A 12,803-nucleotide genomic window follows, 5' to 3' on the forward strand; every position below is an offset into this window, starting at 1 on the left:
TACTGGTTTAAAGTTAATCCACTATAAAATCCAAATAAAAAGTGACCCTGCACTATCGTTGAATCTGCCAATACACTGCTATCAATACTTTTAACAATCAGCATGTGATATTTCTATGGAGCTTGAATCATGCCCCGTTTTTTTCTAAAAACCGTTTCCATACTCACGTTAGCAGCTTTGGCCGCGTGTTCCGGTCCACTCGAACACTCAAGTTCTTCACCTGAAAGTCTTCAGAGTCCACCCAACGCAGCACTGTCTACTGCCGCCGTTGCTGAAGAAAATCTGCCTCTTGCAGAAAACACCGAACGCTACCAAGACCAACCCGACCAACCAGTCAAATCCGTTGCCCAAGAGCCTGTATCCACATTCAGCATCGATGTCGATACCGGGAGCTACGCCAACGTCCGCCGATTCCTGAACAGCGGCCAACAGCCGCCCAAAGATGCTGTACGGATTGAGGAAATCATCAATTATTTCCCCTACAACTATCCACTGCCTACTGACAACCGTCCATTTGCCGTTCACACTGAAACCATTGATTCACCGTGGCAACCTGAAGCCAAACTCATCAAAATCGGTATCCAAGCACAAGACACCGCGAAGAAAGACCTACCACCTGCCAACCTCGTTTTCCTTGTGGACGTATCCGGCAGTATGGATGAGGAAAACAAACTGCCGCTGGTTCAAAAAACCCTTCGCATCCTGACCCGACAACTGCGCCCGCAAGACAAAGTGACCCTGATTACCTATGCGTCAGGCGAAGATCTGGTACTCCCACCCACCTCAGGTGCAGATAAAGAAACAATCCTGAACGCCATCGACAAACTGCGTGCAGGCGGCGCGACAGACGGCGAATCCGCACTGCAAATGGCTTATGAGCAAGCGCAAAAAGCCTTCGTACCCAACGGCATCAACCGCATCCTACTGGCGACCGATGGCGACTTTAACGTCGGCGTATCCGACACCGAAACCCTCAAATCCATGGTTGCCGAAAAACGCAAAAGCGGCGTTTCACTCAGTACCTTGGGCTTCGGCATGGGCAACTACAATGAAGACATGATGGAGCAAATCGCCGATGCAGGCGACGGCAATTACAGCTACATCGACAACGAAAAAGAAGCGAAAAAAGTCCTGCAACAGCAGCTGACCTCCACACTCGCCACCGTAGCGCAGGATGTCAAAATCCAAGTCGAATTCAACCCTGCTACCGTCAAAGAATACCGCTTGGTCGGCTATACCAACCGCACCCTGCGCAATGAAGACTTCAACAACGACAGAGTAGATGCGGGCGACATCGGCGCAGGCCACAGCGTGACCGCCCTCTATGAAATCATCCCGCAGGGCAAACAAGGCTGGTTAGAAGAATCGCGCTATCAAAAAGCCCCAGCCGCTAAAGGCAGCAAAAACGAATACGCCTTTGTCAAAGTGCGCTACAAACTGCCCGGACAAAAAGACAGCCAATTGATGCAGCAAGCCGTCCCCGTCGGCAGCAAACCGCTTGACCAAGCCGACAAAGACACCCTGCTCGCTCTTGCCGCCGCTTCCTATGCCCAAGCCTTGCGCGGCGGCGAATACAACGGCAAACTTAATTGGAGAGACATCGAAAACATGGCACAAAAAGTCCAAGGCGATGACCCGTTCGATCTGAAATCCGAATTTCTCCAACTGGTGCGCACCGCCGCCGGACACGGAGGAACATCAGGTCCTTTAGTTAAAGAGTAAAATCTCAAAAGGTCGTCTGAAAACTTTTCAGACGACCTTTTATACACCCTGCCTCAACCACCATCAGGAGCCGCTTCATGTTCACACTCAAAACCGACAACGACCGCCTGCTGCTCGCCTCAGCCGATTTGCGCGCGGAAATTTATCTCTACGGCGGGCTGCTCAACCGCTACGAAATCCGCCGCCCCGACGGCACATGGTTCAACATCGTCAAAGCCTACGACACCCCGCAACACGCCCGCGAGAGCCTGACCGAATGGTTCCGCAGCGGCAAGCTCAGCCCGTACGCCTGCCGCCTGCGCCACGGCAAATACAGCTTTGACGGCAAAGCGTATCAGTGCGGCAAATTCAAACTCGCCGAACACGCGGCACACGGTTTGATGTATGACCGCGAGTTCGCCCTCGTCAACAGCCATGCCGACGGCCAATCCGCCGAAGTCGAAATCCGTGCAGATTACGCGCAAGACGACAGCGGCTACCCCTTCCCCTTCAGCCTGACCGTCCGCTACCGCCTCAGCGCAGACGGCTTAAGCATCCGCTCCACCGTCCGCAACCAAGGCGCAACCGCCATGCCGCTCGCAGACGGCTGGCACCCCTATTTCACACTGGGCGGCAAAACCGACGATTGGTCACTGGAAATCGACAGCAGCAAACGCTTGGGCTTCGATGCCGATTTGGTTCCCGACGGCAGCATGATTGACGACACCCGTTTTCAGACGACCTCAAGCTTGGCAGGCATCGAATTGGACAACAGCTTTGTCTTGGCACGCAGCAAACCTGCCGCCTGTACGCTTTCAGGCAACGGACTGACCCTGAACATTTACCCCGACGCATCCTATCCCTACCTGCAAATCTTCACCCCATCGACCCGCGACACCATCGCCATCGAAAACCTCAGCGGCGCACCCGACTGTTTTAACAACGGCTTAGGGTTAATCAAGCTGAACGCGGGAGAAGAAGCCGTATTTGAAACGCGCTACCATATCGCAGCCAACCGTCCGTAAGCAGCCCGAATCTTTACCGGCAAAGCAAAGGTCGTCTGAAAACGCCCAATCAGGTTTTCAGACGACCTTTTAATCAACTGATGCACTGGTTTCTTGCTTCCGCATATATAGCAAGCAACTCAAATCCACCCTCTACTTTTACGACACAACAGGTCGTCTGAAAAATCAAAAACAGCCAGTTACGGCTGTAAAAAAGGGCTTTCGCCCCTTCCTTTTACCACAAGCTTTCCGTGCGGATTTGCCTCCAACCTTGCCCGGTTTCTTCCACCACAAACGGCACACCGCTGACACCAAACTGTTGCGCAAGATTGGCGCCGTCAGCAATGCGCTGTTTGGCAAGCTGTTCGGTTGCACGATCTTTTAAAATCCCAACCGCTTGCTGACAGCCGATTTGGCGCAAAACATCTGCCAATACATCCAATTTTGCCGTATCCAAACCTTCTTCGTAACGTGCTTTTTGAAAAGCACGCAAGGCTTCCGGTTCGCGCGCAGGCTCGGTAGTTTGCACCGCCGTTAAAGCCTGCACCAAGGCGAAAGAATTGAAATTGGTCGGCTGCTGCAAAATGTTTTGGCGATAATTTTCGCTAAACGGCAGCCCTGTGAGCTTGGCGATACGCCGGTCGTTTTCCCAAGCATGTTCCGCCCAATCGGGCGACATGATTTTGTCGCGGCAAAATAAGCCTGTCGGAACAAATTTGACATCAGCAGTTTGCGCCAATTTTGAAATGCCGTCTGAAACGGAATAACACCATCCGCAAAGCGGATCAAACAAATAAAGAATCTTTTGCGCTGCCATATTTTTTTACCCCACTAAAAGCGAAGTCATACTGAGCGAACCGACAACAAGGTTGTCGTTGAAAAACGTAATGGCATCATCCGGCTCGCGCAATGCCATAATACAAAGAAAAGGCAGATAATGTTCCGGAGTCGGCACGGAGAGCATCGCCTTTTCGCCCAGCCGTTCGTAATGAATCAAAGTATCGTCATCCCGCTCGACAATCGCCTGATTGACCGCTTCGCGGAACTCAAACGCCCAATCATAACCCGCGCCGATTTGATTGATATGCGCCCTGCTCATCACGCTCAAATTATGAATAATATTGCCGCTGCCGATAATCAACACACCCTGTTCGCGCAAAGCGGATAATTTTTTCGCCAAATTGAAATGCCATTCTGCCGACTGCAAGCGGTTGAGACTGAGCTGCACCACAGGAATATCGGCATCAGGATACAGAAATTTCAACACCGCCCAAGCGCCGTGATCAAAACCGCGCGTCGGATTCAGCCCGACATTTTCCGGCTGCAATAACGAGCGCACTTGCTCCGCCAATTCAGGCGAACCGGGCGCAGGATACTGCACTTGGCTCAGCTCTTCAGGAAATCCGTAAAAATCGTAAATCATTTCAGGATGTTCGCCCGATGTAACCTGCAAACGGCTGCTGTACCAATGCGCCGAAATCATCAAAATCGCTTTCGGTTTGGCAAATTTTTGCGTAATCAGGCTGAGATTTTGGTTGAAAGGATTTTCCTTATCCAACACATTCATCGGACTGCCATGCCCGACAAACAATACAGGCATTTTTTTCATTGTTGCCTCCTTAAAATATTTGATGAGGCAGATTGTACGGATAAATGATTAAGCAATAAATCTCAATTTATGAACAACATATTTTCCCAGTAGGAAATGATGAAATGTTCTTTGGCTTTGCTGCAAAGTTAAAAATAGGTCGTCTGAAAATGGTTTCAGACGACCTTGGTTTACTTCTTAAAAAGTGTTGAAGCTAATCCCATCGAGCTGTATTTTTAGTCATAAGGAAAATCTTTTTTATATTTTTCTCCAAATTACTGAAAGTTTAGCTTTAACTGCTTGGAAAAGTGCCTTTTTCCAATGATTAGCTCTACTTTCGTTTTCAATAACAGAGTCTATATTACATTTTTCAAAATCATCCATAAGTGTGCCATTCATTTTATGGCTTTTCATTTGGACCCAAATATCAGATAAACTTCCAGAGGAAGATACAGAAAATCTATCTGCCAAATGAAATTTCTCAAAGTGAAATTTGATTTTATCCTTTTTATCATCTGACCAATCATTTGGTGGAACAAGATAATAACAAACTGTTCCAAAATCAGTTCCATCATCAATATATTCCGCATACAACCACTGTTCGTTAAAAAAACAATCCTCATCCAAGTAAGGATGAATTAATTGTTTATTTTTTTCTGTAGGGAAAAATTCTTTTTTAAATTCTGTATTACAATCTTTGCATACGGGAATTAAGTTATAAGGAAATACTGAAAAATGTCCATATCTTGATTTTGGTAAAAAATGATCTATTTGTGATGGAGTGTTAATTCCTCCACAAAATGGACATCTTATTTTAGGATTTTTAGCTGAATTAAGTACAGCATCGTATACTCCTCCGCTACGACAATCACGAAGACAATAATCATATAATTTAACCATATGAGAATTACTCAATGTATTACAAATTACTCCATCTGGTTCAATAGGAAAATCTGTATCAAACCTGTATAAATTATTTAATCGTGCATATTCTTCATAATCATTCCCTATATCCAATAGATATTGTTTATTAGATAATACATCACTTGTGTATTGAGTATTTCGACTGCAACACTCTTCAATTATATTTGAATAATTTAGGAGTTCAGAAGGTAAATTTAAGCGAATCACTGGCGGTTCCCTCCATCTCTATCATCTCTAATTCGTACTAAAGTTTTTAATAAAATCTTCGCTTCGGTTCCCAACTGATTACCAAATTCAGATACTATGTCATCATATGATTTTCCTGTGGCTACTATTTCAGTCAATAATTTATGAAAGCCTGATTTAATCACTTCTAAACTAAAGACTTCTCTCGTTAGAACACCAACATTTTCCCCAAATGTTTCAATATCAGGTCTATAAGGATTTGTAACTTTTCCTGTCCGCTCTATTTTCCAAACACAAGATCTTGGTATTTCCTGCAATACAACAGGAGAATGTGTAGCAATAATGGCTACTCCATTCCTGTTATCTAATAAATCAGATAAAGCACGAACAAAAGCAGATAATAACGGTGGATGAAGGTGGCTTTCAGGTTCATCAAGCAAAACTAATGTTTTTTCTTCAACTTTAGCTACTAGCTGGGTAATAATTAGTAAAACCGATGCATGTCCAGAGCTCATTCTTCCAATCGTTTTTAAAACCTTATCTTTAGAGATCTTCTCATCTATTAAATTGCTTAGATGCATTTCTGCAAAATTATCATCCGACTCAAGGTTATTAATAGCATTAAGCCAACGTTCCTTCTTGGCAAAAAAACTCCTACATTCATGAAAAGATTTCCAAAAATCCTGTTCAAAATACTCCCTTGGCGTTTTTAATCGTGTGTCTGATTCTTTTAACCCAATGTAAGAATAATATTTTAGATCATCATGATTTGGCACAAATGGATCAAAAATACTGAAAGATACTGCTACTAAATAGCTAAAATAATCATTGTCAATTTTTTTCTTAAGAAAATCTGAAGTATAAAATCCACCATCATCATAATCTTGTTTTGTGAATGATTTAATCATTCCGTTCAATAATGTTGTTTTTCCTACACCATTTCTACCAATAATTGCATGAATATTGGTACTCGGTGTTGAGTTTGCGCTTACATTGAAATCTAATTTGATATTTCCCATGTTTTCTTTTTCAAGACGAATAAAAGAAAACCTAAAATCAGTTAAAGGTGATTTACCATTTAAAACTCTTCTAAATTGTTCTTTAACTGTTGTTTCTCTTATATCTCTCATTAATGAGGTTTGGAAAACAACCTCATTCTCAAATTGTTCGAATAATTTAGATTTATAAGCAACATCATTTAAATTTCCTAATATATATTCTCTTGCTTCTTTTGGGAGTTTCATAATTGAATTGTAGAACTCAACATCTTCAGCCAAAGAGAAAAAATTTTCAGGTAGAGATTTGAAAGTTTTCCCCTGGCATATTTCTATGATTTTCTTATAAGTAGAAGTTTCAGATGTTTGACCTTTAAATCCAATTTTAATATTACCAATAGGATGAACACTTCCATATTCATCGATATAATTCATAAAAAACATAGTAATATAATAATAGTCATTCCAATTATCGTAAGTTAAACAGACTAAATTTCTAGCATTAGAAGGAAGTCTTTCATTTCTATCTAATAATAAAAAGTTCATCATTATTCCTTGATTAATTATATTGAATTCACAACATATAATGGATATTTACCATCCAATCCTAATCACGACAATCCGCCATTGAAAGTGTAATGCCTCTTTGGGTGCAAACTGTTTGTTTCCCATAAACTTTCAAGCTCTTTGTTTTCAAATTCTCATCTACTTTCCACTTCACTTGACACAACATTTTGCCCGTGTTGCAGCGCAAAATCCAATTCTACCGTGTCTTTTCCGATTTCCCAGTATAGGACTGAATTATCTTTAGTAACGTAGCAATTAGTTTTGCAAGGTATATTGTTCGGTCGGTGTGCCTTTGAATTCGGTGAGAATACGATTTCTTTCGAACGGGATCTCTGCATCCCAAAAGCTTGGTGCGGCAAGTAGCTAGACATCTAAACTGATGGGTTTGACGGCATTATCTTTATGGTTGGAAGGTGTAAGATTTGGCATTTTTAATGCGTGGCACGATATGCACTAAACCGCTGTCTTTTGGATGAGGTCGTTTTGCACGGTTTGGCAAGTGTCGTTTTGCACGCCGGTTTCCGCCCATTTTTTGAGCATTTCAAAACCTCGGTCGTCTGAAATTTGACGCCACCCTGTCCAAGTGTTATTAATAATTCCTATTCACAAACAAACAGGAACAAACATGAAAAAAGTTGGTAACAAAGTAGTCGTTGTGGGCTTGGGCGCGGTCGGTGTCAGCTATGCCTATTCCATGCTCAACCAAGCCTTGTGCGACGACATGGTTTTAATCGACATCAACCGCACGCGCGCGGAAGGCGAAGCGCGCGACTTCCGCCACGGAATGCCTTATGCCGCCTCGCCCGCGCGTATTTACGTCGGCGATTACGATGATTGTTCGGATGCGGACATCGTGTGTATTTGCGCCGGCGCGGCGCAGGCTCCCGGCGAAACCCGTTTGGACTTAATCGACAAAAACCTGCGCATCTTCCGCGACATCGTTTCGAAAGTCATGGCTTCGGGCTTTGACGGCATCTTCTTGGTTGCCTCCAATCCCGTGGACGTACTGTCTTATGCCGTCCTGCGCTTTTCAGGCCTGCCCAAAGAGCGCGTTATCGGCTCGGGTACCATCCTTGACTCCGCCCGTTTCCGCGTTTGTCTGGGCAACGAATTCGACGTCGCGCCTTGGAGCGTCGATGCCATGATGATCGGCGAACACGGCGACAGCATCATTGCGCTTTGGAGTACCGCCAACATCGCCGGTATGTCGGTTCAGAAGATGTTGGAACAATCAGAAGACGGACAGGCGCGTATGGACAAAATCTATAACACCGTGCGCAATGCCGCCTATGAAGTCATCGCCGCCAAAGGCTCAACCAGCCACGGCATCGGCATGGGTTTGAGCCGTATCTCCAACGCCATCCTGCACAATCAAGGCGTCGTATTGCCTGTTTCCACCTTGCTTGAAGGTGAGTTCGGACAAAACGGCGTGTATATCGGCGTACCGACCGTCGTCAACCGCCAAGGCGCGGTCCGCATCATCGACCTGCAACTTTCCGACGACGAAGCCGAACGCTTTGCCCACTCGGCGGAGCTGTTGAAAAGCTATCAACGCAAAGTCGATGAAATGGTCGGATAAATAGAATCGCCTCTAAGTAAAACAAAACGTCGTCTGAAAACTGGAAATTTGGTTTTCAGACGACGTTTTCCGTTCACAAACCTAAGTCCTATTTTTCTGCTTTCAACACTCTTTGCCGGCGCGTTTCGCTCAACACCATGCCTGCGCTGACGGAGACGTTCATGCTTTCGACCGTGCCGAACATGGGTATCGACACCAGCATGTCGCAATGTTCGCGCGTCAGGCGGCGCATGCCTTCGCCTTCGTTGCCCATCACCCATGCCGCGCTGTCGGGCAGGTCGCAATGGTAAAGGTCGGCGTCGCCGCCCATGTCGGTGCCGATGATCCAGATGCCGTATTCTTTCAGCTCGCGCAGTGTGCGGGCGAGGTTGGTTACGGTGATGTAGGGGACGGTTTCCGCCGCGCCGCAGGCGACTTTACTGACGGTGGCGTTCAGTCCCGCGCTTTTGTCTTTCGGCGCAATGACGGCGTGTACGCCCATTGCGTCGGCGGTACGCAGGCACGCGCCGAGGTTGTGCGGGTCGGTGATGCCGTCGAGTATCAGCAGCAACGGCGGTTCGCTCAGGTTTTCCAATACGTCTTCGAGGTGGACGTGGTTTTTGGAAGCGTCGATAAACCCGACCACGCCCTGATGCCGCGCGCCTTTGCTGATGGCGTTGAGGCGGTCGGCGTCGGCGAAGTGTACGCGCACGTTTTCGTTTGCTGCTTTCTCCACTACATCACGCGTGCGGGCATCGTTTTTGCCTTCTTGGACGTAGAGTTCGGTAATCGATTTCGGGTTTTGCCACAGGCGGGCGTTGACGGCGTGGAAGCCGTAGATGAGTCTTTGGTTTGCCATGATTTTGCTTTATAAAAAATTTCAGACGACATTATAACAAGATAAGGTCGTCTGAAAGCAGGTGTAACCGGTTTCACTCAAACGCAGCCGCCTAGCGCATCAAATACCCCAACAGCCCAGAACTGCCCACACCGATCAACACGGTAACCAACATAGAAAACCTGCTGGCGGCAAGCACGGTCAGCGCAATGGCAATCAACTCGTGCGGTTTGTTGGACACGAAATAAGGCGCGATGACGGAAATCAACACGCAACCCGGCGCGGCTTCCATCACGATTTGTGCGCGGCGGCTTAAGGTGCGGTTGCGCAAGGCGAAAAAACCGATAAGGCGGGTGGAATACGTTACCACCAGCATACTGGCAAACAGCAGGAACGACTGCCAAGAGAGCAAATCCTTCATTCCTTCTCTCCCCAAAGATAGGCGGCAAGCAGGCCGGAAATCGCACCCATCGGCACATACCAATGCCCGTCCACCGACAAATAAGTCCCCCCCGCCACAATCAGGCTGACGAACCAAGGGCGTGCTGCCTTAAAGCTTTTCCACATACCACGCAGCAGCACCAAAAACACGGCGGGAAACGCCATGCCGAAGCCCCATGCCGCGACATCGCCGAACATCGGTCCGACCGCCGCGCCAAACGCCGCAAAGCCAATCCAAGTGGTGTAGAGGATGAAACACACGCCCGCATAAAACGGCATATTGAATGCCGGCAGCCCCATCGCCTTGCGCTTTTGGATTTCCGCAAACGCCAGCGCCCAACTTTCGTCGCACATAAAAAACAGCGCGGGCATGGCTTTTTTCAGCGGCATATCCCGCATATAAGGCGCGATTGCCGCCCCCATCAAAATATGGCGCGAATTAATCATGAAGGTAACGGTAGCGATGATCAGTATCGGCAGCGGGTTTGCCCACAAGTTGACCGCTGCAAATTCCGAGCCGCCGGCAAAGTTCATGCCCGTCATCATCAGCATTTCCAGCCAACTCATCCCTTTCTGTCCACCTTGTACGCCTAGTATCAGCGCCCACGGCAAAAGCCCGATAAGCATGGGCGAACATTCTTTGATGCCGCGTAAAAATTCGGATTGCGGGGAATTTGGGTGTGTCATTTTGTTGAGAAATTTAAATAGAGTGTGAAGATGAAAAATGAGGGAAGGTATTATAAGTGAAATCGTCAACAATCAGGAGGGCAAGACAAAATCGCAAACAAGGAAACGCCGTATTGCTTTCAGGTCCATTTACGGGAACACCCAAAAATACAGCTTGAAATGAAAACAGCCGGATTCTGCAATATGACAGAATCCGGCTGATACAAACCGAATGAACAGGTTTTCAAGAATATCCGAAGTTGGTTGGGCGATTCACATTTTCAGACGACCTTCGATCATCTTTCCATTATGTGAATCCCTACCCTGATTATAACGCTTTAAGACGGGCAATCCGGTTTTCCAAAGAGGGGTGGGTGCTGAGCAAAGAATCTTTGGCATCGCTGGCGATACCCATCGCATTCATTTGCTGCGGCAAATCGCTCGGGTTGCCTTTCAAGCGTTGCAGCGCGGCAATCATTTTGGGCGCGCCGACCAGTTTGGCGGCGCCTGCATCCGCACGGTATTCGCGCTGACGGCTGAACCACATCACGATGATGCTTGCCAAAAAGCCGAACACGACCTGCAATACCATGCTGACTAAAAAATATGTGCCTTGCGAAGTGCTGCCGTCGTTGTTGCGTGCAATCATGCCGGAAACGATGCGGGCAAGGAAAACCACAAACGTATTGACCACGCCCTGTATCAAGGTCAGCGTAACCATGTCACCGTTGCCGACGTGCGCCATTTCGTGCGCCAAAACGGCTTCGACTTCGTCCCGCGTCATGCGCTCGAGCAAACCCGTACTCACCGCAATCAGCGAACTGTTGCGCGTGGCACCGGTTGCAAAGGCATTGGGTTCGGGGGAATGGTAGATCGCCACTTCCGGCGTTTTCAGGCTCCACTGCCTCGCCTGTGCTTCCACAGTCGCCAACAACCACGCTTCCACTTGATTGCGCGGCTGCACGATGACTTCCGCACCGACTGAGTTTTTCGCGATGGATTTGGACATCAATAATGAAATGATCGAACCGGCAAAGCCGACGACGGCCGAGTACACCAGCAGGCTGCCGACCTGATCCGTACTGTGTATGCCAAGTACGGCCAAAACAACGCGGATGACGACCAAAACGGCAATATTGGTTGCGAGAAACAAGAAGATTCGTTTCACCGGGGAGATTCCTTTTTTGGGTATGGTTGGTTTATGTTTTTGATTGATATAAAAGAACAACAAAATTAAACAACATCAAAATATTGAAGTTTACTTTGCACGCTACGCTTTATATCGAAACCGGTTGGAATTCAAATTATCGGTTTGCCCTAAAATTTTCGAGCGAATTCACAATCAGGCTGTAAGACTTATACCGCATTACTGCTAATGCTGCGGTATTTTCTCAAAAAGAGGCGGATTCTAAAATGCCGTACTTGGAAAAGGTATGCAAAACCAAAGTATCATTTTGACTAAACAGGAGATTTAGCGTTAACAAAATGCCATTTTCCCCTCAAAAACGTATTGATTACCCGTCCGAATATACCTAATAAAGACCGTTACTCCTCTTTTGATTGCCACCCTACCCCGAAATCTGATAAATAACGAATATAACATTTACATTAAATCCGTGCGCAAATCATGAAACGCAAAACCTCCCTCAATCTCGTTCTTGCCAGCATTGCGGTTGCCATTGCCTTGATTACGGCTGCGGCTTTTTGGTTTTATCACAGCCCTTACGGTCCGACCATCCCACTTATCCGTACCGGTTCTTCACAATCCATTACCCAACCCGACCGACCATCCCCGAAAATCGTCCAATCTGCGCGCAACCAAATCGGCAAGACCCTGCGTTATGACTCTGCCTACACCAAACTCAAATATCCGATGGGTGACGTACCGATGAAAAAAGGCGTGTGCACCGACGTCATCATCCGCGCCCTGCGCGACCAAAATATGGATTTGCAAGAACTTGTCCATCAAGACATGAGCCGGAACTTCTCCGCCTATCCCAATCGTTGGGGCTTGAAACAACCCGATGCCAACATCGACCACCGCCGGGTACCCAACCTCATGACTTATTTCACACGCCAAGGCTGGGCGGTACAGGATACGAATTATCAGGCAGGCGATATTGTGACTTGGGAGCTTAAAGGCAACCGCCCCCACATCGGCATCGTCTCCGACCGCAAAATCGGAGACAGACCCTTGATTATCCACAATATCGGTTTGGGAACCCGCGAAGACGACATCCTCTACCGCTATACCATTACCGGACATTTCAGGCTTCCTGTTCAGTAAATTTTCCATCGTGTTATAGTGAATTAAATTTAAATCAGGACAAGGCGA

General features: G+C 47.0%; 12 protein-coding genes. 4 read left to right on the forward strand and 8 right to left on the reverse strand.

The window, feature by feature from the left end:
- Positions 1-129: 129 nt before the first annotated feature.
- Both HMPREF2726_RS08195 and HMPREF2726_RS08200 read left to right on the forward strand, forming a co-directional pair.
- Positions 130-1,722: a vWA domain-containing protein gene (locus tag HMPREF2726_RS08195; protein WP_070602929.1), complete on the forward strand. Its 1,593-nt coding sequence runs from the start codon at positions 130-132 to the stop codon at positions 1,720-1,722.
- Positions 1,723-1,799: 77 nt separating this feature from the next.
- The gene (locus tag HMPREF2726_RS08200) at positions 1,800-2,726 is read left to right on the forward strand and encodes an aldose 1-epimerase (protein WP_070602931.1); all 927 of its coding nucleotides are present in this window, start codon (positions 1,800-1,802) and stop codon (positions 2,724-2,726) included.
- Positions 2,727-2,940: 214 nt separating this feature from the next.
- Here the strand turns inward: HMPREF2726_RS08200 and HMPREF2726_RS08205 are convergent, their stop codons facing one another.
- The 4 genes from HMPREF2726_RS08205 to HMPREF2726_RS08220 form a co-directional block, all read right to left on the reverse strand.
- Entirely contained in the window at positions 2,941-3,522 is a 582-nt protein-coding gene (locus HMPREF2726_RS08205; RefSeq protein WP_070602933.1) for a DsbA family protein, read from the reverse strand.
- Positions 3,523-3,528: 6 nt separating this feature from the next.
- On the reverse strand, positions 3,529-4,314 hold the full coding sequence (gene ygiD, locus HMPREF2726_RS08210) for a 4,5-DOPA-extradiol-dioxygenase (RefSeq protein WP_070602934.1): 786 nt from the start codon (positions 4,312-4,314) through the stop codon (positions 3,529-3,531).
- A 237-nt stretch (positions 4,315-4,551) separates the two neighbouring features.
- The gene (locus tag HMPREF2726_RS13880) at positions 4,552-5,424 is read right to left on the reverse strand and encodes an HNH endonuclease (protein ID WP_148132497.1); all 873 of its coding nucleotides are present in this window, start codon (positions 5,422-5,424) and stop codon (positions 4,552-4,554) included.
- Positions 5,421-6,944 carry an AAA family ATPase gene (locus tag HMPREF2726_RS08220; protein WP_070602939.1) on the reverse strand — a complete coding sequence of 508 codons (1,524 nt, stop codon included), beginning with the start codon at positions 6,942-6,944 and terminating at the stop codon, positions 5,421-5,423. The genes HMPREF2726_RS13880 and HMPREF2726_RS08220 overlap by 4 nt, the downstream gene beginning before the upstream one ends.
- Positions 6,945-7,590: 646 nt before the next feature.
- On the opposite strand from HMPREF2726_RS08220, the gene HMPREF2726_RS08225 reads away from it, so the two are divergent.
- Complete coding sequence (locus HMPREF2726_RS08225) at positions 7,591-8,544, forward strand: L-lactate dehydrogenase (RefSeq protein WP_070602941.1); 954 nt, start codon at positions 7,591-7,593, stop codon at positions 8,542-8,544.
- A gap of 88 nt (positions 8,545-8,632) precedes the next feature.
- On the opposite strand, the gene rlmB is transcribed toward HMPREF2726_RS08225, so the two are convergent.
- The 4 genes from rlmB to htpX all read right to left on the reverse strand — a co-directional run bounded on the left by rlmB (position 8,633) and on the right by htpX (position 11,636).
- Positions 8,633-9,382 (reverse strand): 23S rRNA (guanosine(2251)-2'-O)-methyltransferase RlmB, encoded by a 750-nt coding sequence (gene rlmB, locus HMPREF2726_RS08230; RefSeq protein ID WP_070602943.1) that lies wholly within the window; start codon positions 9,380-9,382, stop codon positions 8,633-8,635.
- 91 nt (positions 9,383-9,473) lie between these two features.
- On the reverse strand, positions 9,474-9,782 hold the full coding sequence (locus HMPREF2726_RS08235; protein WP_070602945.1) for an AzlD family protein: 309 nt from the start codon (positions 9,780-9,782) through the stop codon (positions 9,474-9,476).
- Positions 9,779-10,489 carry an AzlC family ABC transporter permease gene (locus tag HMPREF2726_RS08240; protein ID WP_070602947.1) on the reverse strand — a complete coding sequence of 237 codons (711 nt, stop codon included), beginning with the start codon at positions 10,487-10,489 and terminating at the stop codon, positions 9,779-9,781. Before HMPREF2726_RS08240 ends, HMPREF2726_RS08235 begins: the two co-directional genes overlap by 4 nt.
- A 307-nt stretch (positions 10,490-10,796) precedes the next feature.
- Positions 10,797-11,636 (reverse strand): protease HtpX, encoded by an 840-nt coding sequence (htpX, locus tag HMPREF2726_RS08245; protein WP_039863116.1) that lies wholly within the window; start codon positions 11,634-11,636, stop codon positions 10,797-10,799.
- A 459-nt stretch (positions 11,637-12,095) separates the two neighbouring features.
- Here htpX and HMPREF2726_RS08250 point away from each other — a divergent pair, with 459 nt between their 5' ends.
- Positions 12,096-12,755, forward strand: a complete 660-nt coding sequence (locus HMPREF2726_RS08250; protein ID WP_003757490.1) for a DUF1287 domain-containing protein — start codon at positions 12,096-12,098, stop codon at positions 12,753-12,755.
- Positions 12,756-12,803: the final 48 nt, after the last annotated feature.

Origin of the sequence: Neisseria sp. HMSC074B07 (genome assembly GCF_001810355.1) — a bacterium.
Taxonomy (GTDB): domain Bacteria; phylum Pseudomonadota; class Gammaproteobacteria; order Burkholderiales; family Neisseriaceae; genus Neisseria.